This window comes from Salegentibacter sp. UBA1130 (genome assembly GCF_002311535.1).
GTDB lineage: Bacteria > Bacteroidota > Bacteroidia > Flavobacteriales > Flavobacteriaceae > Salegentibacter > Salegentibacter agarivorans.
This window is the reverse complement of record NZ_DCAP01000007.1, coordinates 115,733-137,303: the sequence shown is the minus strand read 5'-3', so window position 1 is coordinate 137,303 and position 21,571 is coordinate 115,733. Positions and strand designations below refer to the sequence as shown.

Genomic DNA, 21,571 nt, shown 5'->3' with positions numbered 1-21,571 from the left:
ATTCAATGATTATCAATTTAATAAATAGCCCTATAGGTATAAAACTGTTATAAATAGAATAGCTATATTCTTTAAAGAATTTATATTCTTAGTAATATATCTATGTTTATTTTAATATTTCAATTTGAAATAGGCTACAAATTTGCTATTTTGCAAAGTATATAATAATGCTACACCCAAATGGATAAACCAACAAGACTTTTTGACTTTCCTTATTTTCAACTGGAAAAACACGCTTTAGATAAGTCGTTAGTCACAAAATATAATGGAGAATGGAAAGCACTTTCCACCCAGGAATATATTGATAAGGCAAATGCAATAAGCCGTGGATTATTGCGATTGGGTATAAAACCAAACGATAAAATTGCTATAATTTCTACGAGTAACCGTACAGAATGGAATGTAATGGATATTGGGGTTTTGCAAACAGGTGCGCAAACTGTACCTATTTATCCTACAATTTCTGAAGATGATTATCAATATGTATTAGATCACAGTGAGGCCGTTTTTTGCTTTGTATCAGATAAAGAAGTACTGGATAAACTAAATTCTATTAAACACGATACCAAACTTAAAGAGGTCTATACTTTTGATGAAATAGAAGGTTCTAAAAACTGGACTGAAGTATTAGAGCTGGGAGACGATAAAAGCAACCAGGACGAGGTTGAACAATTAAAGAAAGCGGTTAAGCCAGATGATCTTGCAACTTTAATATATACATCAGGAACTACCGGGAGGCCAAAAGGAGTTATGCTTTCCCACAATAACCTGGTGAGTAATGTAATGGATAGCTCTAAGCGTGTTCCTTTTGAAAGGGGAACTTATGTAGCGCTTAGTTTCTTACCGGTTTGCCACGTTTTTGAAAGAATGATACTTTATTTATATCAATATTATTCAGTATCAATTCATTTTGCCGAATCTATAGAAAAAATTAGCGATAACCTCAAGGAAGTAAAACCCCACGTAATTACTGCGGTTCCAAGACTTTTAGAAAAAGTCTACGATAAAATTATTGCCAAAGGTTCTACCGTTGGTGGCGTTAAGCAAAAATTATTTTTCTGGGCCGTAGAACTTGGTTTGGAATATGAACCATACGGCGCAAATGGATGGTGGTATGAAACCCGACTTAAACTTGCCAGAAAACTTATTTTCTCTAAATGGAAAGAAGGTTTAGGCGGAAATATTGAGTTGATTGTTTCAGGTTCGGCAGCGCTTCAACCGCGTTTGGCACGTGTTTTTGCCGCAGCTGACATTCCGGTGATGGAAGGTTACGGATTAACCGAAACTTCACCGGTAATTGCAGTAAACGATCAGAGAGATAAAGGTTTCCGAATTGGAACAGTAGGAAGACCTATAGATAACGTAACAGTTAAAATTGCAGAAGACGGTGAAATTCTCGCTAAAGGACCAAATGTAATGCTTGGTTATTACAAGGAGCCGGAAAAAACAAAAGAGGTTTTAAACGGTGATCAATTTTTCCATACCGGTGATATTGGAGAGCTGGATAAAGATGGTTTCCTTAAAATTACCGATCGTAAAAAGGAAATGTTTAAAACATCGGGAGGAAAATATGTAGCACCACAAATTATTGAGAACACGATGAAACAATCTCGATTTATCGAACAAATAATGGTAATTGGCGACGGCGAAAAAATGCCGGCGGCGCTTATTCAACCAAATTTCGAGTTTGTAGAAGAATGGGCCAGACGTAAAAATATTGATATTGGTGATGGCTCTGAAAAAGCTATTGCTGAAAATACCCAGGTTAAAGAACGTATTCAGGAGGAAGTAGATTTTTATAATGAGAAGTTCGGGAAATGGGAGCGTGTAAAAGTTGTTGAACTCACCCCTGAAGTCTGGGGGATTGAAGAAGGGCACCTCACGCCAACAATGAAATTAAAACGTAGGAATATTAAAGATCGCTATAAGAAATTATACGAGAAGATTTACAGACCTTCATAATTACAGATTATTTACAACTTAAGTTAAAACCCTTCTTTTCGAAGGGTTTTTTTATGCATTTCTCATAAATTTACTCAAATAATAGAATGTCCTGATTATTTATTCCATTTTATTATGCGTGCATAATATATTTTTCTTAACTTTGAGAATCAACATTCAAAAATGAAGGAAAAGACCATAGATTATGTTTTACGTGCCACCTGGATGGCGGTATCAAAAATGTATAATGAAGAAGCCGGTAAGGCCGGCAGCACTATGTCTACCGGTTTTGCACTTTTAAGCATAGACCCCGAAAACGGAACTCCTTCTACCTCGCTTGGTCCTAAAATGGGAATGGAAGCGACTAGCTTATCCCGAATCCTTAAAACTATGGAAGATAAAGGATTAATTCTGCGTAAAAAAAACCCAAAAGATGGTCGCAGCGTCCTTATCTATTTAACCGATTTTGGCCGGGAAATGCGGGAATATTCCAAAAAAGTGGTTCTACGCTTTGATGAAGCCGTAAAGGAAAACGTTTCAGAAGAAGATCTAAAAACCTTTACAGAGGTAGCTAATACAATTTTAAACCTTATTTCTGAAAAGAAAATTTATAAAGAAGAAATTAAAATTGAATAGACCTCGCAGGTTCACAAACCTGTACAATTAAGTTAATAATCGAAAACCTTATAGTAAAACCAGATAAAAATTATGAAGAGAAGAATTAATAAAGTAGCGGTAATCGGTTCCGGAATTATGGGAAGCGGTATTGCCTGCCACTTCGCCAATATTGGCGTAGAAGTTCTCTTGCTGGATATCGTCCCGCGGGAACTCAATGAGAAAGAGAAGAAAAAAGGACTCACTTTAGAAGATAAGGAAGTTAGAGACCGCCTGGTAAATGAATCTTTGCAAGCTTCTTTAAAATCCAAGCCCTCTCCTATTTATCATAAAGATTTTGCCAATCGTATAGAAACCGGAAATATGGAAGATGATATTTCTAAGGTTTCTAAAGCAGATTGGATTATTGAGGTAGTAGTAGAACGCCTGGATATTAAGCAGCAGGTGTTTGAAAAACTGGAAAAACATCGTAAAAAAGGAACGCTAATTACTTCCAATACTTCGGGAATTCCTATTCAGCAAATGAATGAAGGAAGAAGCGAAGATTTTCAGCAGCATTTCTGCGGAACACACTTTTTTAACCCACCGCGTTACCTGAAATTATTTGAAATTATCCCGGGACCAGACACGAAACCGGAAGTTCTTGAGTTTCTTAACGAATATGGCGAAAAATTCCTTGGTAAGAAATCGGTATTAGCTAAAGACACTCCGGCGTTTATTGGTAACCGAATTGGTATTTTCAGCATTATGAGCCTTTTCCATATGGTTAAAGATATGGATATGACCATTGAAGAAGTAGACAAACTTACGGGGCCGGTTATTGGACGCCAGAAATCGGCGACTTTCCGTACGGTAGATGTAGTTGGTTTAGATACTTTGGTACACGTAGCCAACGGGCTTCATAAAGGTGTTCCAAACGATGAGGCCAACGAACTTTTTGCTTTACCAGATTTTATCCAGACGATGATGGATAACGAATGGTTGGGTAGCAAAACCAATAATACCGGATTTTACAAAAAAGTAAAGAAAGAAGATGGTTCCAGCGAAATCAAGTCTTTAGACTTAGATAAAATGGAATATCGCGATAGAAAAAGCGCGAAATTCGATGTGCTGGAACAAACCAAAACTATAGATAACCTGGAGGACCGCTATGAAGTTTTAGTTGGTGATAAAGGAAAAGCCGGTGAATTTTACCGTAAAAACTTTGCAGCATTATTCGCTTATGTTTCTAACCGAATTCCAGAAATCTCCGATGAACTTTATAAAATTGATGATGGTGTAAAAGCCGGATTTGGTTGGGAGCACGGTCCATTCCAAATGTGGGATGCCCTTGGCGTAAAGAAAGGTGTTGAAATGATGAAAGCCGAAGGTAAAGAACCGGCGGCCTGGGTAAATGAGATGTTGGAAAATGGTAAAGACTCTTTTTACACCGTAAAAGAAGGCAATACCTATTATTACGATATTCAGAAAAAGGATTATACCAAAATTCCTGGTCAGGATGCATTTATCATTTTAGATAATATTCGTGAATCAAAAGAAGTTTTCAGCAACAGCGGCGTTGTAGTTGAAGATCTTGGCGATGGAATCCTGAATGTGGAATTCCGCAGTAAAATGAACGCCATTGGTGGTGATGTTTTAGACGGCATCAACAAAGCCATAGATATGGCCGAAAAAGATTACCAGGGATTAGTAGTCGCAAATAACGGAAAGAACTTTTCTGTTGGAGCAAACATTGGGATGATCTTTATGATGGCTGTAGAGCAGGAATATGAAGAGCTTAATATGGCGATTAAATATTTCCAGGATACGATGATGCGTATGCGCTACTCCTCCATTCCTACCGTAGCTGCCCCACATTCGATGACACTTGGTGGTGGATGTGAACTTTCACTACACGCCGATAAAGTGGTAGCAGCAGCCGAAACTTATATTGGTTTGGTTGAATTTGGCGTTGGGGTAATTCCCGGCGGTGGAGGTTCTAAAGAAATGACCGTTCGCGCTGCAGATACTTATGAAAAAGATGATGTAGAATTAAATCGATTAAGAGAACATTTCCTAACTATAGGAATGGCAAAGGTTTCTACTTCGGCTCACGAGGCATTCGATTTGAATATACTTCAGAAAGGAAAAGATATCGTAGTGGTGAACCAGGAACGACAATTAACCATCGCAAAGAAACACGCATTGTTAATGGCTGAAAATGGATATACAAAACCAATTCACCGTACCGATATTAAAGTGCTCGGGAAACAAGCCTTAGGGGCTTTCTTGGTAGGAACCGACCAAATGAACGCCGGAAAATATATTAGCGACCATGATAAGAAAATCGCAAACAAACTGGCTTATGTAATGGCCGGAGGAGACCTTTCAGAACCACAAATGGTTAGTGAACAATACCTGTTAGATCTGGAAAGAGAAGCATTCCTTTCCCTAACCGGAGAACGCAAAACCTTAGAACGACTTCAGCATATGTTGAAGAAAGGCAAACCATTGAGAAATTAGTAGTGAGTATTTAGGATAGAGTAGTGAGTAAGCATAAAAATCAGAGATATGCACCATTTAAATGATTTAAAAATTTGGAATAAAGCAATGGATATTGCTGAAAAAACTTACCTACTCTCTGCTAATTTTCCAACTGAAGAAAAATTTGGTTTAACAAGTCAGATAAGAAGCGCTGCTGGTTCGGTTCCTTCCAATATTGCTGAAGGAGCGGGTAGAAATACTAAAGGAAAATTTAAAAATTTCTTATGTATAGCCAACGCTTCTTTTTATGAACTGTATACGCACTTGATTCTTTTGCATAGACTTGAAGAAGAAAAAGTTAAACCGGTTTCGTCTGAAGTTTTTGAGGTTCAAAAAATGAATTATGCATTAATGTAATCGTTAGCGGTTTGAGTTTTCTCAATACTCAATCCTAACATCTAAATACTAAAAAATGAACAAAACAGCATACATAGTAAAAGCATACAGAACAGCCGTGGGGAAAGCTCCCCGTGGGGTGTTCAGGTTTAAGCGTCCAGATGATCTGGCTGCAGAAACCATAGAATATATGATGAAGCAATTACCCGATTTTGATAAAACCAGGATCGATGATGTAATTGTTGGAAATGCGATGCCCGAAGCAGAGCAAGGCCTTAACGTTGGGCGTTTAATCTCATTAATGAGTTTAGATACCGATAAGGTTCCCGGGATGACAGTTAACCGTTATTGCGCTTCGGGACTCGAAACCATCGCGATTGCTTCGGCAAAAATCCAAAGTGGAATGGCCGATTGTATTATCGCCGGTGGCGCCGAAAGTATGAGCTACATTCCAATGGGCGGTTACAAACCGGTTCCCAATTATAAAACTGCCAAGGAAGGTAACGAAGATTATTACTGGGGAATGGGGCTTACTGCAGAAGCAGTAGCCGAGAAATACAAGGTTTCCCGGGAAGACCAGGATGAATTTGCCTTTAATTCTCATCAAAAAGCATTGAAAGCTCAGGAAGAAGATCGCTTTCAGAACCAGATTGTCCCTATAGATGTTGAAGAAACTTTTGTAGGGAAAGACGGTAAGAAGCAAACCAAAACTTATACGGTAAATAAAGATAAAGGGCCGCGTGCCGATACCTCTAAACAAGTTTTAGGGAAACTAAGACCAGTTTTTGCCGAAGGCGGAAGTGTAACAGCAGGGAACTCATCACAAATGAGTGATGGCGCCGCTTTTGTAATGGTGATGAGTGAAGAAATGGTGAAAGAATTTAATCTTGAACCAATTGCAAGGATGGTGAGTTATGCGCCTGTAGGTGTAGATCCTCGAATTATGGGAATTGGGCCGGTTCATGCTATTCCAAAAGCTTTAAAACAAGCCGGATTAAAACAAGACGATATGCAACTTATTGAATTGAATGAAGCTTTTGCTTCACAATCTCTAGCGGTAATAAGGGAGCTCGGATTAAATCCTGAAACCCTTAATCCGAATGGAGGGGCAATTTCTATGGGTCACCCGCTGGGTTGTACAGGAGCAAAACTTTCAGTTCAAATCTTTGACGAAATGCGTAAACGCAATCTAAAAGACAAATACGCTATGGTAACCATGTGCGTAGGAACCGGACAGGGAGCTGCTGGGATCTATGAAGTATTTTAAATGATGAATGTTTAATGTTAAATGAATAAGATTGAAAAGTGAGAACATCATAGTAGACAAAACCTTTAAGTTTTCTCTTGATATTATCTCGCTTTTCAAAAAACTTCAAGAGGAAAGGGAGTTTATAATTTCCAGGCAATTATTAAAATCTGCAACAAGTATTGGCGCTAATGTAGAAGAAGCAAACGCGGCACAATCAAAGCGAGATTTTATAAGTAAAATGTCAATCGCTTCCAAGGAAGCCAGGGAAACTAAATACTGGCTAAGACTTTTGGAAGATTCAGAAATAACAAAAATTGAAGTTTCACATTATTTAAATGAAATCACACATATAATAAACATCATAACTAAAATTATAATTACAGCTCAAAAAAACATTAATAACACTGAATTATAAAAGCTTGATCATTTAAATTTTATAATTCAAAATTCAAAATAATAGCATGGAAACAACAGAAAATAAAAAAGAACTTCTACGCGGTGGGCAGTTCCTGGTAAAGGAAACCAAAGCAGAAGATGTATTTACTCCAGAAGATTTTACAGAGGAGCAAAAAATGATGCGCGATTCGGTTAAGGAGTTTGTAGACAGAGAGATCTGGCCGAAAAAAGAAGAATTTGAAAAGAAAAATTACGCGCTTACCGAAGAGGTAATGGGCAAAGCAGGAGAACTTGGCTTCTTAGGTGTTGCTGTACCCGAGAAATACGATGGCCTCGGAATGGGCTTTGTTTCAACAATGTTGGTTTGCGATTATATTTCAGGAGCAACCGGATCTATCGCAACCGCTTTTGGTGCCCACACGGGAATTGGAACTTTGCCAATCTTACTTTACGGGAATGAAGATCAGCGTAAAAAATATATTCCGAAGTTAGCTACGGGAGAATGGTTCGGCGCATATTGTCTTACCGAGCCGGGAGCGGGAAGTGATGCAAATTCAGGGAAAACAAAAGCTGAGCTTACCGAAGATGGAAAGAGCTATAAGATAAATGGACAAAAAATGTGGATTTCCAATGCGGGATTTGCAAGTGTTTTTATCGTTTTTGCAAGAATTCAGGATGATAAAAATATCACCGGTTTCATTGTAGAATACGATAAAGAGAATCCTAACGGAATCACTTTTGGTGAGGAAGAAAAGAAACTGGGAATCCACGCCTCCTCTACCCGTCAAGTATTCTTTAACGATACTGTGGTACCTGCTGAAAATATGCTTTCAGAAAGAGGAAACGGATTTAAGATCGCGATGAATGCCTTAAACGTTGGTCGAATTAAACTTGCCGCAGCTTCTTTAGAAGCACAGCGTAGAGTGACAGATGTTGCAGTGAAATATGCGAATGATAGGGTTCAGTTTAAAACTCCAATTGCAAAATTTGGTGCTATAAAATCTAAACTTGCCGAAATGGCTACTTCGGCCTGGGTTGGAGAAGCTGCAAGTTACCGCGCTGCTAAAAATATTGAAGATAGAATTAATCTTCGACTGGAAGCCGGAGAATCGCATTCAGATGCTGAATTAAAGACTTTTGAGGAATATGCAATAGAATGTTCTATTCTAAAAGTTGCTTGTTCTGAAGATGTTCAGAATTGTAGCGACGAAGGCATACAGGTCTTAGGCGGTATGGGCTTTTCAGCAGATACGCCTATGGAATCTGCGTGGAGAGATGCCAGAATTGCCAGAATTTATGAGGGAACCAACGAGATTAACCGAATGTTGGCGGTTGGAATGCTGATTAAAAAGGCGATGAAAGGCCACGTAGATCTTTTAGGTCCAGCACAGGCAGTGGGCGAAGAACTTACGGGAATCCCGTCTATGGATAAACCAGATTTTAATGAATTATTCGCTGAAGAAAAGGATATGATCAAGAAACTGAAAAAAGTTTTCTTAATGGTAGCCGGAAGCGCTGTTCAAAAATTCGGTCAGGATCTGGAAGAACACCAGCAATTACTAATGGCCGCTTCAGATATTCTTATTGAAGCTTATATGGCTGAATCTGGTATTTTAAGAGCCGAAAAGAATGTAAATCGTTTTGGTGAAGACTCGCAGAAAGAACAAATTGCTATGGCTAAATTATATTTATACCACGCTGTAGATATTGTAAACCAAAAAGCCAAAGCGGGAATCGCTTCTTTTGCTGAAGGTGATGAGCAACGTATGATGCTTATGGGACTTAAGCGTTTCACTAAATATGACAGGATGCCAAATGTGGTAGAATTAAGAAACACTATTGCGGAAAAACTTACTTCAGAAAATAAATATTGTTTCTAATAATTTCTATTAAATCTATTGTAAAAAGGCCGTCAAATTTAGACGGTCTTTTTTTATTCCTTAATTTTAAAATTATTCCAACGATAAATTTCGCATAATTTTCAATAATTAGAGGTATGATAAACCGTATTAGATTGCTATTGTTAAGTTCTTTCTGTGTCTTTTGGATCCAGACTTCAGGCTTTGCCTCCCAACAAGATTCCACTAGCACTGAAGATGAACTTCCTTCCGAAGAAAAAATAGCAGATTCTACTGATTCTAATTATTTGCCTAATAGTTTAAAAGATTATAATGAAGCTTATTATTCAATAACCAGGTTAAATAATCCGCTTGGTTCTCCCCCCAATAGATTCAATTTACAAACTCCGCAAGCTACTTTAGAGCATTTTGTAATTAGCTGCAGAAATAAAAATTTTAAAGATGCTGCCTATGCTCTAAACCTCAATTTAATGCCTAATACTATAAGTGAGAAAGAGGCAATAGATATAGCTCAAAAGCTTTATTTTGTGATGGATCAACGGGTAGCAATAGATTGGCATGGCTTACCCGACCGCCCCGATGGGCAGGTAGATATTAGAACCACCACCAACCAGGCAGTTGCAGGGGAACCCAGAAGAAGCGTGGTTTTTGGTGAAGCAAGCATAGAAGACCGCGATATTATTTTTAGGCTACAAAGAGTAAAATACCAAGATTACGGAGCTTTTTGGTTAATTTCAGCAAATACTGTAGAAAATACGGAAGAGCTTTACCAAGTTTACGGTCCCACCTTTTTAGACCGGCATATGCCCAACTGGTCCCAGGCACAAATTGGAACTGTGCCCCTATGGAAACCCGTTTTAACCATTTTGTTATTAATAGTTTCCTACCTTTTGGGAAGAGTGGTTATTTTATTAATTAGAAAAATTGCAAAATCTTTTACCAAACCACTTATCCTGGCTTTATCTAAAAGGTTGGGTCTTCCTGCGGCTTTAGCTACGGGGGTTTTGTTTTTCTATATTACTCTTAATAATCTCATTTCTTATTCTGGTGCTTTTTCGAGTACAGTTTATGCTCTTTTACTCGCAGTGGTTATTGCTTCAATAACCTGGTTTTTTATGCGAATTCTGGATTTTGCAATGCGTTATGTTGCCGAAAATAAAATAGGCGATGTTACTTCAGAAAACAGTCACGAATCAAGACAACTTTTCACCTATTTATCTGTGGCCAGGAGAATTTTAACTTTTACCGTGGTAATTGTGGGTACAGCAATTATTCTTTCTCAATTTCGATCTTTAGAGAAGCTGGGGATTTCTATGCTGGCTTCCGCAGGATTAGCCACCATAATTTTAGGTATAGCGGCACAAAGCACTTTAGGAAATATTATTGCAGGAATTCAAATAGCACTCACCAAACCGGCAAGAATTGGGGACACGGTGATTATAGATGATCGCTGGGGTTATGTCGAGGATATTAGGTTTACTTATATGATTGTGAGAACCTGGGACCTTAGACGCTTAATTGTTCCTCTCAAAACAGTGATTTCTGATACTTTCGAAAATCTTTCTATTACAAGTCCGCATTCCATAAATGAAATTGAATTTTATGTAGATTACCGGGTAGATGTAGATAAACTTAGAACGAAATTTAAAGAATTAGTTGAGAACTCTGAAGAATGGGACGAAGAACATCCACCAATGCTGCAGGTCACCGAAATGACCGAAAAATCGCTAAAACTTAGAGCCATTTGCAGTGCCAAAACTGCCACCATCGCCTGGGAACTTCATTGCAAGTTAAGAGAAGAAATGGTAGCCTATATTAAAGAATTGGAAGAAGGCATATACTTTAGCAGATCACGTGTTGAATTAAAAAAACCTCATTTTACAGCCGAAGATTCTAAAAAAGCCAATAAATAATTACTTATGAGCTTAGACCCTTTAACGTTTAGATATATTCTTGCAGGTGTAATTAGCCTGCTTGTTTGCTTCTTAATAGCGTTTTATATCCTGAAGAAAATAGGCAAAGATCCCCGAAACATACTACCGGTAAATTTTGCACAAAGGGTTTGGGTTCCATTATTAATACTTCTGGCTGCTTTAATTTTGAAAGTTGCCCTGCTAAGTAAGATTTTTATTTACGAATACACATACAATCTTCTTCAACCCATAAGTACCCTGGGAATAATTTTAAGTGTTACCTGGTTAATTATTTTAACGCTAAAAATTCTTAAAAACCGAATGCTGAAACGGTATGACGTAAACACATCTGATAATTTAAAAGCGAGGAAAATTTATACTCAGTTTAATATCCTTGAAAATATTATCATTTTTATTATCGTTATTCTGGCCATAGGAATTGCTCTCATGAGTTTTGAAAGCATACGCTCGGTTGGGGTAAGTGTATTAACTTCAGCAGGAATTGCAGGGATTATTATAGGTTTTTCGGCACAAAAAGCTATTGGAACGCTACTCGCGGGAATTCAAATTGCTTTTACTCAACCAATAAGGCTGCAGGATGCAGTAATTGTTGAAGGCGAATGGGGTTGGATTGAAGAAATTACGCTCACTTACGTGGTAATTAAAGTTTGGGACAAAAGGAGACTGGTAGTGCCTTCTACTTATTTTATTGAAACACCTTTTCAAAACTGGACCAAGAATTCTGCCGATTTATTAGGAACCGTGTTTTTGTATACAGATTATACCGTTCCTGTTGAAAAGATTAGAGAAGAACTGGATAGGTTACTGGAAACGACCCCGCTTTGGGATAAACAAGCTAAAGTAGTACAGGTAACTGATGCTACCGATAGGTCTATGGAAATAAGGATTTTGGTAAGCGCTAAAGATTCTCCAACCGCTTTTGATTTACGCGTATTTATTAGGGAGAAACTCATAGATTTTCTAAAAGAAAATTATCCCGAGAGCCTCCCTAAAAGTCGCGTGCAAATTAATAAAGAAGATAATAAGCAAGATGAGAATTAAAACTCGCTAAGCCAGGTTTCTTCAGAGGTTGTCCCCAAACTAAAATTGGCAGCGGTTTCTATTAAAGCTAAATGCGAATAGGCTTGAGGGAAATTACCCAGCAACCTTTTGGTTTCAAAATCTATGTCTTCACTAAACAAGCCTAAGTGATTACTGTAAGAAAGTAACTGATCAAACATTTGTTTGGCTTTCTTCTTCTCTCCTATTTTGAAAAGACTATCAATTAACCAAAACGTACAAATCGTAAAAGAAGAAGTTGGTTCTCCAAAATCATCCTTATTTTTATAACGGTACATTAACCCGTCTTTACATAATTCCTTTTCAGTGGCGTGTACCGTACTTACAAAGCGAGGATCTTTGGCTTCAATAAATCCATATTGTTCCATTAATAAGGTAGAAGCATCTAAATCTTTAGAACCATAATATTGGGTATAAGCTTGCACTTCTTCATTCCAGCCGTTATTGTAAATATCGTTATAAATTTCAGCTCGTAGAGATTTCCAATGCGTATCATTAATACCCATTCTCAAAACTTCACCAATTTTTATGGCTCTGTCTATCGCCACCCAGCAAAGTAGTTTTGAAAACACAAAATGCCGGTCTTCGGTACGTAATTCCCAAATTCCTTTATCTGGTTTTTGCCAGTTTTCTTCTACAATTTTTACAATTCCGCGCACCACGGTCCAGAGTTCTTCAGAATTTTCTAAAGAAGTCTCAAACTGATTAAACTGCTGATAGATCACCTCCATCAAAATTCCGTAGATATCGTTCTGCTTCTGAATATAGGCGGCATTTCCGGTTCTTACAGGATGGGAATCCTTATAACCAGATAAATGATCTAAAATATGCTCGGTAAGCTCTTTTTCACCATTAATTCCGTACATAATCTGGATCTTTTCATCTTTATCGGGGATAATATCTATGATAAATTGAAGAAAATCTTTAGCCGATTTTATATGGCCAAGGCCTGCCATTACTTTAATTACCATAGAAGCATCACGAATCCAGCAGAAACGGTAATCCCAGTTGCGTTCTTCGCCAATTGTTTCGGGCAAAGAAGTGGTGGCTGCGGCTAAAACCGCACCAGATTTTTTGTAACTAAGGCATTTTAAAACCAAAGCACTACGCATTATTTCATTTTCGTAATGCGTATAGCGGGTAGTCTTTGCGCTCCAATTCATCCAATAGGTTTTGGTACGCTGAAATTTTAAATAAGAGCGATCTAAAGACTGGGTAATAAGCTTTTCATGGTAACCAAGTAAAAAATATGCGTTTCCGGTTAATTCCAGTTCTTTACCTTCTAAAACATCGTTAAGATCCAAATTCGAGTATAGAAAAAGGGAATCGTATTTACCTTCTTTGGTAAAACTTTTTATATAATTTCCTTTATATTCATTGTAGGTTTTTTCACGGGCAAAATCTAAACGAGGATCATATTTTACTTTAAACTTAGGCTTTCCGCTAATTAATCTTATAAACCTTATTACATCTGGCGGGGCGTAAAAAGAACCATCTTCCCGAGGATAACGGGGCATAAAATCTATAACCTGAAAAGAGTTTGTTCCATCGGTAAATTCGGTATTTAAAATATTGGTTTCCCAAAGATATTCCTGGGTTATTTTATAAGAATCGTCTACTATAATTTCAAAACTTCCTCCCTTTTTCTCATCAAGTAGTTTTGCAAAAACCGCAGCCGATGCAAAATTTGGCAAACAACACCATTCTAACGAACCTGTTTTTGATATTAGCGCAGCACTCTTACAATTCCCTATAATTCCGTAATCTAAATTCTCCATATACTCTTAAAATTCTTTAAAAAGACTTGTCGTGTAAAATGATTTTCGGAAATTTAATAAAAATCAATTTCGCAACAACAGCATTCACATATAATTATGAGTAAGACAATAATAATTTCCAACCGATTGCCATTACAAATTAACCTAGAAAATAATAATCTTGAAGTTACGCCAAGCGTAGGTGGGCTCGCAACAGGCTTAAAATCATTCCATAAGGATGGTGATAGTATTTGGATTGGTTGGAGCGGACTTACCGAAGAGGAAATTCCGGAAAATCTTTTAGAAGATGTTAAGGAAAAAGCCCGAAAAGAAGATTGTGTTGCTGTAAATCTTAGTGAAGAAGAAATTGAAGGATTTTATTACGGGTTTAGTAATCGTACCATATGGCCGCTTTTCCATTATTTTATGGAATATACCGAAGCCGATAAAGATCATTGGGAAATTTATAAAAGCGTAAATAAAAAATATGCCGAAGAAGTTCTGAAACATTATGAAGATGGCGATCACATTTGGGTACACGATTATCAATTACTTTTAGTCCCAAATATGATTAGGGAACAACAGCCTGAAGCCATTATTGGCTTTTTTAATCATATTCCATTTCCTTCTTACGAGGTTTTTAGAACCCTGCCCTGGCGGGATGAAGTTTTAAAAGGAGTATTGGGTGCAGATCTAATTGGTTTCCATACCTACGATTATGAAAGACATTTTTTAAGTTCTGTAAGTCGAATTTTACGTCACCAGGTAAGTTTTAATGAAATTACCCTGCCCGAGAGAATTGTAAAAGTAGATTCTTTCCCAATGGGAATAGATTATAACAAATTTGAAGACGCCGCTTTAAATCATTTTAAAAATACCGAAGAGCAACGTACCGAGTTACAGCGCAGGTTAGACCATCATACCAATGAAACCCCTGAAGCTAAACTTATTCTAAGTATAGACCGCCTGGATTATACAAAAGGTATCGCCAATAGAATTAGGGCTTTTGAATATTTTCTTGATAACCATCCAGAATTCATTGAAAAAGTAAGATTGGTGATGCTTGCCGTACCATCAAGATCTAACGTGCCGCAATATCAACGTTTAAAAAGGGAAATAGATGAATTAGTTGGAAGAATAAACGGTAAATTCTCTACCGTGAGCTGGACGCCTATCTGGTATTTTTACCGCTCTATGCCTTTTGAAAATTTAATTGACCTTTATACGAGTTGTGATATTGCACTATTAACACCAATTAGGGACGGGATGAACCTGGTTGCCAAAGAATTTGTGGCTACAAGAATAAATCAAACCGGAGTACTTATTTTAAGTGAAATGGCTGGTGCCGCACACGAGATGAACGAGGCGTTAATTATTAATCCGAATAATTTTGAGCAGATTTCCGAAACTTTAATCCAGGCAATTGAAATGCCTGAAGAAGAACAAAAGCAGCGCAATAAAATACTTCAAAAGCGACTGAAACGCTATAGTGTAGAAAAATGGGCAAACGATTTTATGAAAGCCTTACATGAAACGAGTCAGGATAGAGATGCGTTTAAAGCGAGAAGAATTTCCTCTAAAGTTTCAGATGAAATTCTGGAGAAATTTAAAAATGCGAAGAACCGAATCCTATTCCTGGACTACGACGGTACATTAGTAAACTTTACCGATAAGCCCGAAAAAGCAAAACCAGACCAGGAATTAATAGATTTAGTTCACAAATTAAATCAATCAGCAAATACAGATGTAGTTCTTATTAGTGGTAGGGATAAAGACACCCTTGGTGCGTGGTGGCAGGAAATTCCTGTAGAACTTATTTCAGAACACGGGGTTTGGATGCGCCAAAAAGATAGCGAATGGGAACTTTCAGAAAACGTGAATAACGATTGGATGAGTGCGGTGCGCCCGGTAATTGAAACTTTTGTAGATAGAACGCCCGGTACATTTATAGAAGATAAAAACTATTCACTAGCCTGGCATTATAGAAAAGCCGATCCCGAACTTGGTGAAATAAGGGCCAATGAGCTTTCAAATGTTTTAAAAGAATTAATCTCAAATCGCGGACTTAGCGTTCTTGAAGGAAATAAAGTACTGGAAATAAAAAGTAGCGGAGTAAATAAAGGAAAAGCTTCCAATAAAAAACTGGTAGGCAAAGATTACGATTTCATCTTTGCCATTGGAGACGACTGGACAGATGAATATATGTTTGAGGAACTTCCAGAAAATTCTTTTACGGTTAAAGTTGGAATGAAAAAAACCAGTGCACGTTATTATGTTGAAGACACTTTAAAGGTAAGGGATATACTTAAAAAGTTTGCTGAAAATTCATAAGCCTTTAAACTGTTAAATTCCTTGACATTTTCTAAGAAAGTTTATGCATAACTTAACTTCAAAAATATGGTAACGGCGTGATTATGATCTAATTTTACATTAAACAAAAATACGAACCAAAACTTAAAAACTTAGATCGATGAAATCAGGAAAAATGTTATTAGGATTAATATCAGGAGCAGCTGCAGGAGCGGCCTTAGGACTATTATTTGCCCCTAAAAAAGGTGCAGATACCAGAAAGGCGATTTCAGATTCAAGCAACGAAGCTATACAAGGAACTAAAGGAAAATTCAATGAATTTTCTGACTCTTTAAGCCACAAAGTTGATGCTTTAAAGAACAAAACTAAAGCCAGCCTTTCTAACTCGAAAGCTGACCAAAAAGCACACGAAGCAAAAGCTGAAATTCATAATATGAAAGCAAGCTAAATTGTAGTTAATTAGAATGTGATTTAAAATCCCGGCATTATTTGTCGGGATTTTTTTGTTTCATATTACTTCTAAAGCGTATTTAATTGTGAAATCACCCAAACATTAGGTATTTTAGAAGCTTAAAAAAATAATTTTATGATTAGAAATATACCCAGTCTTGCCCTACTCCTATTTTCGGGACTCATTTTTCAACAAACAAATGCGCAAACCGATGAGCGTATTTACGAAATAATAGATAGCATTTCTGCAGATAGGATTGAAGCCGATATTAGGAAACTTGCTGGTTTTGGAACAAGGAATACATTTAGTGATACAATTTCTGACACCCGTGGAATAGGTGCCGCACGTAGATGGATAAAATCTGAATTCGATAATATATCTAATAATTGCGATAATTGTCTTGATGTTTTTTACCAAAAAGACTTTGTTACTACAGAGGATGGGGAACGCATACCACATGATGCCTGGGTGGTAAATGTGGTTGCGGTACAAAAAGGAACCAAATATCCAAACCGCTATATTATTATGAGCGGCGATATAGATTCCCGCGCCAGCAATACTATGGATTTTGAAACCGATGCGCCCGGTGCCAACGATAATGCCAGCGGTATGGCTGGTGCTATGGAAGCCGCCAGGGTTTTATCTCAATATGAATTTGAAAGCAGCGTGGTATATGTTGGACTTTCTGGAGAAGAGCAAGGTCTTTTTGGAGGAAAAGGACTGGCCGAATATGCTAAAGAAAACAATTGGGAGATTATTGGAGTTTTGAATAATGATATGATTGGGAATATTGAAGGTGTAGATGGCGTAATTGATAACCGAACTTTTAGAATATTTTCCGAACCCGTTCCTCCAAATGAATCTGAAAGAGAAAGAACAATGCGTAGATTTTACGGCGGTGAAGTAGATGGAATTTCACGACAACTTGCTCGTTATGTACATAAAACTACAGAAACCTATATGCCAGAAATGAACCCGATGATGATCTATCGTTTAGACCGTTTTGGTCGTGGGGGTCACCACAGGCCATTCAACGATCTTGGCTTCGCCGGAATCAGGATTATGGAAGCGCACGAAAATTATAACCGACAACACCAGGATATTAGAACCGAAAACGGTATTGAATATGGCGATGTTATAGAAGGTGTTAATTTTGATTATGCTGAAAAACTTACCGCAGTAAATGCTATAAATATGGCTAGCCTTGCCTGGGCTCCACCGGCACCTGAGAATGTTGAAATTGGAGGAATTGTAGAACCTTCAGCAAAATTAAGATGGGATAAAGTTGAAGCTGATATCGCCGGCTATAAAATTTACTGGAGAGAAACTACTGAAGCGCAGTGGCAATATTCCCGTTTTGTAGGTGACGTAAATGAATTCACTCTTGATGGAATTGTTATAGATAATTTCTTCTTTGGAGTTGCTACAGTAGGAAAAGACGGTCACGAAAGTGTTGTAGTTTTTCCTTCAGGAGTTTTCAGATAGAAAATTGAAAGAATATTCAATTAAAATTTTATAGTTATGAAACATTTAAACCACATATTGCTGCTGTTTTTCTTTGCGTTTTCCCTTTTTTCCTGCGGAAATAAAAATGATAAAAAAGGGTCTAATAAAGAAGAAGCGCAAGTTGAAGCTGATACGACAATAGCTCAAAAAACTGAAGCCGAAGAACTTTCTGATTCTCCAAGACATCACGAATGGGTTACTATATCTCACGGTGAGAGGGAATTTCAGGCTTTTGTAGCCTATCCTGAAACAAATGAGGCTACAAAATCTGTAATTGTAATTCACGAAAACCGTGGATTAAATGATTGGGCAAGGTTGTTTGCCGATAAACTTGCTGAAGCCGCCTATTTGGTGATCGCTCCAGATCTGATTTCAAATACACAAGGTAAACGTCGAACCACAGATTTTGAAAATCCTGATGCTGCAAGAGATGCCATTTATGCCTTAGACCCAGAACAGGTAACTGCAGATCTTGATGCTGCCTTCAACTATATTAAGGAGGATTCCGCATCAACCGGAGAAGTTGCTGTAGTTGGGTTTTGCTGGGGTGGCTCGCAAACTTTTAGGTATGCTACCAACAACCAGGATATCTCTTCCGCACACGTTTTCTACGGAACCGGTCCTGAAGATGCAGAAGCAATTGTTAATATGTCGGCTCCTGTTTATGGCTATTACGGCGGTGATGATAATAGGGTAAATTCTACCATTGAGGCGAGTGAAAAAATGATGAAAGAAGCCGGCAAGACATATAAATATGAAATCTACGAAGGCGCCGGTCACGCTTTTATGAGAAGTGGACACCAAACCGATGCCGAAAAAGCAAATAAAGAAGCACACGATAAAGCCTGGAACCGACTCAAAGATCTTCTGAAATAAAATTTATTAAATATTCTTTTTAAAAAGGCATTCCATTGGGATGCCTTTTTTGATTATAACCTAATTAACAATAGTTTGGGCTAACCTTAGTATTATTAAGAAGTAGATTATTTAACTTTAAGAATCTAACCAGAAAACTAGAATTATGGCAGAAATTAAAATTGAAAAGAAAAAACCTATTTGGCCCTGGATTCTCCTTGGTCTAATAATCCTTGCAGTAATAGTATATTTTGTAATCGCCGATAACGGTGACGACGATGATGATTTTAATGAAGAGGAAAACACCGAACAGGTTGCAACACCTATGGAAACCGAGGAAGAAGAAGATACTGAAACTGCACGCTGGGAAGATGATAACCTTTCCGGAGATGAAAGTGTCTCTAAATACCTTACCCATATTGGTGACCGCGAAAAAATGGGAATTGACCATGAATATAGTAGTGAGGCCTTAATCTATCTCATCAATGCTCTTGAAAACAGATCAGAAGAAGCTAATATAGATACTGAAATTGAAATTCAGGAGTTAAAAGATGATGTTAGAGATATTAAAGAGGACCCACAGAAGCTTACTCACGCTAATACAATTAATGATGTTGGTGGTAAGATAGTGGACCTGATGGAGAAAATGCAGGAAGAAAAATTCCCAGACATATCACAGGATGTTCAGGAAGTAAGAACCGCATTAGAAAGTATTGAGCCATCAACTCCTACCCTTGATCAAAAGGACGCAGTTAATTCTTTTTATAAAGAAGCCGGCGATGTAGTACAGAATATGAAAATGAGCTAATTAAAAAATTAAAGAGATTATGGCAAGTAATGATAATAATAACAGAAGTAGAGATAAACATTTGTTCTATCTAAACGAACTTTCGGATTATAAAGTTTCAAGTGAGGATCCAGATGTTCGTGGTTGGAAAGTAAAAGATGTAGACCAGCGCGTGATAGGGCAAGTGGATAATCTTCTTGTAAATAAAAATACAGAACGTGTTGTTTACCTGGATGTAGAAGTAGACAAAAGTATTATTGAAGCAAATCACGATCCCTACAGGTCTTCTGCAAATGAAGGAGTACATGAATTCGTGAATAAAGATGGTGAAGAACATCTTATAATTCCTATTGGTCTTGTACGGCTAAATGAAGATGATAAATTTATTTATACAGATAAAGTGAATCATAGAACTTTTGCCGAAACTAAAAGAAAAAAGAAAGGTGCTAATATAGACCGGGAATACGAAGAAGTTGTTTTAGCTTCTTATAACAGAGGCGCTATTTCTTCAGATGATAAACACAGAGACGATCGGAGTCAGGCAGAATTTAACGATGATACCGCTACTAAAATCCGGGAGGATCGGGAAACAAACTTAAAAAATTCAGATGTTTCTCGTAACGAGCCTACTCATAAAAAACCTGGTGAAAAGGGTGAAATTAAAGATGATTTTAATCCTAAAAATACTCAGAAGACAAGTTTTACGAGTAACAAAGACAAAGGTTCAGGTCACGGCACTTCCCGGTCTCAGACAGATACTTCCGCAGGCAGAAGAGATCATAAGGAGGATGAAGATTTCTATAACAAGAAGGAATTCGATGATAAAAATTATCGGAAAAGGAAATAGATTACCAAAAGGGAAATTGAAAAGTTTCACTTTTTTCTTTTAGCAGAATTCTATTTTTTTCACTTGAATTCTTTAAAATCCTTTTCTAAAAATGATATTTACCAGAACCACTTTTTTTTGCTTATGATCTAATTAACAATTGTTTGGGGTAATCTTAGCTATGTTAAAGGTCAGGATTATTTAATTTTAAGAGTCTAACCAAAAACTAAAATTATGGCAGAAATTAAAGTTGAAAAGAAAAAACCGGTTTGGCCCTGGATTCTCTTAATCGCTATCATCATACTGGGCATATTATTTTATGTTTTCGCTTATGATGACACTACTGACGATGTTGATAATATTGATGATACCAATGATATTGAAGAATTGAATGATACTTCAGGCATTTATTTTAATGAAAATAGCAAGATCAGTTTTCTTTATTCAAAAGAATTGATTGCATAACTGAAAAACTGTGAATTATGAGCAAGGATATAAAGAATAAGAATCTATATTATTTAAGTGAATTAAAAGACTATAAGATTGCAGGCGGTTATCCCGATATTCGGGGCTGGGTGGTAAGAGATGCCGACAAACGTGTAGTTGGAAAAGTCGATAATTTACTCATTAATAAAAATCTTGATCGCGTAGTTTATGTAGACGTAGAAGTAGACCAGACCATTATAGATTCCCGGCACGATCCCTATGGAAAACCCGCAGATCCTGAAATTAAGGAGTTTGTAAACAAGGACGGCCAGAATCACGTAATTGTACCCATAGGCCTGGTAGAGCTCGAAGAAGGTGAAAAATACATCTATACTTCAAGAATTACGCACCAAACCTTTGCTGAAACAAAACGCATTGAACGCGGTGCTAATCCAGATAGACATTATGAAGAAACTGTTTTAAGCTCTTATAATCGTCCGTCTCTTGCCGAAAGAGAAGACGAGCATCTCCAACGCCGAAAAGAAGAGGAATATGCCGATAAGCCAATTTCTGAACAAAGGGAAGGGAAAATTATTGACAATGAAAATGAACGTAGAGACCGCTATAGCGAAGATCGCTACGCTGATGATGAATTTTATGAGCGGGAAGAATTTGACGGCGCAAATTTTAGAAAAAGAAATTAGAAAGTTTAAAAACAAACGAGGCTGTTACCAGTTTTTC

Annotated in this window: 18 protein-coding genes; 17 read left to right on the top strand and 1 reads right to left on the bottom strand. The window is 37.3% G+C overall.

Annotated elements, in window-relative coordinates:
• Positions 1–180 precede the first annotated feature (180 nt).
• The 9 genes from B4F31_RS02625 (at position 181) to B4F31_RS02585 (ending at position 11,894) form a co-directional block, all read left to right on the top strand.
• Positions 181–1,962 (top strand): AMP-dependent synthetase/ligase, encoded by a 1,782-nt coding sequence (locus B4F31_RS02625; protein WP_093304817.1) that lies wholly within the window; start codon positions 181–183, stop codon positions 1,960–1,962.
• A gap of 162 nt (positions 1,963–2,124) precedes the next feature.
• Positions 2,125–2,577 carry a MarR family winged helix-turn-helix transcriptional regulator gene (locus B4F31_RS02620; protein WP_075327253.1) on the top strand — a complete coding sequence of 151 codons (453 nt, stop codon included), beginning with the start codon at positions 2,125–2,127 and terminating at the stop codon, positions 2,575–2,577.
• A 72-nt stretch (positions 2,578–2,649) separates the two neighbouring features.
• Positions 2,650–5,058: a 3-hydroxyacyl-CoA dehydrogenase/enoyl-CoA hydratase family protein gene (locus B4F31_RS02615; RefSeq protein WP_286760546.1), complete on the top strand. Its 2,409-nt coding sequence runs from the start codon at positions 2,650–2,652 to the stop codon at positions 5,056–5,058.
• A 48-nt stretch (positions 5,059–5,106) separates the two neighbouring features.
• Positions 5,107–5,436, top strand: coding sequence for a four helix bundle protein (locus tag B4F31_RS02610; RefSeq protein ID WP_093304823.1), 330 nt, complete (start codon positions 5,107–5,109; stop codon positions 5,434–5,436).
• Between the two features lie 55 nt (positions 5,437–5,491).
• Positions 5,492–6,682 (top strand): acetyl-CoA C-acyltransferase, encoded by a 1,191-nt coding sequence (locus B4F31_RS02605; protein WP_286760545.1) that lies wholly within the window; start codon positions 5,492–5,494, stop codon positions 6,680–6,682.
• Positions 6,683–6,713: 31 nt separating this feature from the next.
• Entirely contained in the window at positions 6,714–7,079 is a 366-nt protein-coding gene (locus B4F31_RS02600) for a four helix bundle protein (protein WP_093304827.1), read from the top strand.
• Between the two features lie 46 nt (positions 7,080–7,125).
• A complete protein-coding gene (locus B4F31_RS02595) occupies positions 7,126–8,940 on the top strand; it encodes an acyl-CoA dehydrogenase family protein (protein ID WP_286760544.1) in 1,815 nt (604 codons plus the stop codon).
• 116 nt (positions 8,941–9,056) lie between these two features.
• A complete protein-coding gene (locus B4F31_RS02590; RefSeq protein ID WP_093304831.1) occupies positions 9,057–10,832 on the top strand; it encodes a mechanosensitive ion channel family protein in 1,776 nt (591 codons plus the stop codon).
• Between the two features lie 6 nt (positions 10,833–10,838).
• Positions 10,839–11,894 (top strand): mechanosensitive ion channel family protein, encoded by a 1,056-nt coding sequence (locus B4F31_RS02585; RefSeq protein ID WP_093304833.1) that lies wholly within the window; start codon positions 10,839–10,841, stop codon positions 11,892–11,894.
• Here the strand turns inward: B4F31_RS02585 and B4F31_RS02580 are convergent.
• The gene (locus tag B4F31_RS02580; RefSeq protein WP_286760543.1) at positions 11,891–13,690 is read right to left on the bottom strand and encodes a glycoside hydrolase family 15 protein; all 1,800 of its coding nucleotides are present in this window, start codon (positions 13,688–13,690) and stop codon (positions 11,891–11,893) included. The genes B4F31_RS02585 and B4F31_RS02580 overlap by 4 nt on opposite strands.
• A 96-nt stretch (positions 13,691–13,786) precedes the next feature.
• On the opposite strand from B4F31_RS02580, the gene B4F31_RS02575 reads away from it, so the two are divergent.
• The 8 genes from B4F31_RS02575 (at position 13,787) to B4F31_RS02540 (ending at position 21,534) form a co-directional block, all read left to right on the top strand.
• On the top strand, positions 13,787–16,000 hold the full coding sequence (locus B4F31_RS02575; RefSeq protein ID WP_093304837.1) for a bifunctional alpha,alpha-trehalose-phosphate synthase (UDP-forming)/trehalose-phosphatase: 2,214 nt from the start codon (positions 13,787–13,789) through the stop codon (positions 15,998–16,000).
• Between the two features lie 139 nt (positions 16,001–16,139).
• Positions 16,140–16,427 carry a YtxH domain-containing protein gene (locus tag B4F31_RS02570; protein WP_075327262.1) on the top strand — a complete coding sequence of 96 codons (288 nt, stop codon included), beginning with the start codon at positions 16,140–16,142 and terminating at the stop codon, positions 16,425–16,427.
• A 138-nt stretch (positions 16,428–16,565) separates the two neighbouring features.
• Entirely contained in the window at positions 16,566–17,915 is a 1,350-nt protein-coding gene (locus B4F31_RS02565; protein ID WP_286760542.1) for a M28 family metallopeptidase, read from the top strand.
• 36 nt (positions 17,916–17,951) lie between these two features.
• On the top strand, positions 17,952–18,812 hold the full coding sequence (locus B4F31_RS02560; RefSeq protein WP_286760541.1) for a dienelactone hydrolase family protein: 861 nt from the start codon (positions 17,952–17,954) through the stop codon (positions 18,810–18,812).
• Between the two features lie 145 nt (positions 18,813–18,957).
• Entirely contained in the window at positions 18,958–19,599 is a 642-nt protein-coding gene (locus B4F31_RS02555; RefSeq protein WP_093304842.1) for a hypothetical protein, read from the top strand.
• Positions 19,600–19,618: 19 nt separating this feature from the next.
• Positions 19,619–20,425, top strand: coding sequence for a hypothetical protein (locus tag B4F31_RS02550; RefSeq protein ID WP_286760540.1), 807 nt, complete (start codon positions 19,619–19,621; stop codon positions 20,423–20,425).
• Positions 20,426–20,638: 213 nt separating this feature from the next.
• On the top strand, positions 20,639–20,869 hold the full coding sequence (locus tag B4F31_RS02545; RefSeq protein WP_286760539.1) for a hypothetical protein: 231 nt from the start codon (positions 20,639–20,641) through the stop codon (positions 20,867–20,869).
• Positions 20,870–20,886: 17 nt separating this feature from the next.
• A complete protein-coding gene (locus B4F31_RS02540; RefSeq protein ID WP_286760538.1) occupies positions 20,887–21,534 on the top strand; it encodes a photosystem reaction center subunit H in 648 nt (215 codons plus the stop codon).
• The last annotated feature ends 37 nt before the right edge of the window (positions 21,535–21,571 follow it).

Bases quoted from the DNA above. Each gene is read 5' to 3' on its own strand.
- B4F31_RS02625 (WP_093304817.1), top strand. From the start codon at position 181: ATGGATAAACCAACAAGACTTTTTGACTTTCCTTATTTTCAACTGGAA.
- B4F31_RS02620 (WP_075327253.1), top strand. From the start codon at position 2,125: ATGAAGGAAAAGACCATAGATTATGTTTTACGTGCCACCTGGATGGCG.
- B4F31_RS02615 (WP_286760546.1), top strand. From the start codon at position 2,650: ATGAAGAGAAGAATTAATAAAGTAGCGGTAATCGGTTCCGGAATTATG.
- B4F31_RS02610 (WP_093304823.1), top strand. From the start codon at position 5,107: ATGCACCATTTAAATGATTTAAAAATTTGGAATAAAGCAATGGATATT.
- B4F31_RS02605 (WP_286760545.1), top strand. From the start codon at position 5,492: ATGAACAAAACAGCATACATAGTAAAAGCATACAGAACAGCCGTGGGG.
- B4F31_RS02595 (WP_286760544.1), top strand. From the start codon at position 7,126: ATGGAAACAACAGAAAATAAAAAAGAACTTCTACGCGGTGGGCAGTTC.
- B4F31_RS02590 (WP_093304831.1), top strand. From the start codon at position 9,057: ATGATAAACCGTATTAGATTGCTATTGTTAAGTTCTTTCTGTGTCTTT.
- B4F31_RS02585 (WP_093304833.1), top strand. From the start codon at position 10,839: ATGAGCTTAGACCCTTTAACGTTTAGATATATTCTTGCAGGTGTAATT.
- B4F31_RS02580 (WP_286760543.1), bottom strand. From the start codon at position 13,690: ATGGAGAATTTAGATTACGGAATTATAGGGAATTGTAAGAGTGCTGCG.
- B4F31_RS02575 (WP_093304837.1), top strand. From the start codon at position 13,787: ATGAGTAAGACAATAATAATTTCCAACCGATTGCCATTACAAATTAAC.
- B4F31_RS02570 (WP_075327262.1), top strand. From the start codon at position 16,140: ATGAAATCAGGAAAAATGTTATTAGGATTAATATCAGGAGCAGCTGCA.
- B4F31_RS02565 (WP_286760542.1), top strand. From the start codon at position 16,566: ATGATTAGAAATATACCCAGTCTTGCCCTACTCCTATTTTCGGGACTC.
- B4F31_RS02560 (WP_286760541.1), top strand. From the start codon at position 17,952: ATGAAACATTTAAACCACATATTGCTGCTGTTTTTCTTTGCGTTTTCC.
- B4F31_RS02555 (WP_093304842.1), top strand. From the start codon at position 18,958: ATGGCAGAAATTAAAATTGAAAAGAAAAAACCTATTTGGCCCTGGATT.
- B4F31_RS02550 (WP_286760540.1), top strand. From the start codon at position 19,619: ATGGCAAGTAATGATAATAATAACAGAAGTAGAGATAAACATTTGTTC.
- B4F31_RS02545 (WP_286760539.1), top strand. From the start codon at position 20,639: ATGGCAGAAATTAAAGTTGAAAAGAAAAAACCGGTTTGGCCCTGGATT.
- B4F31_RS02540 (WP_286760538.1), top strand. From the start codon at position 20,887: ATGAGCAAGGATATAAAGAATAAGAATCTATATTATTTAAGTGAATTA.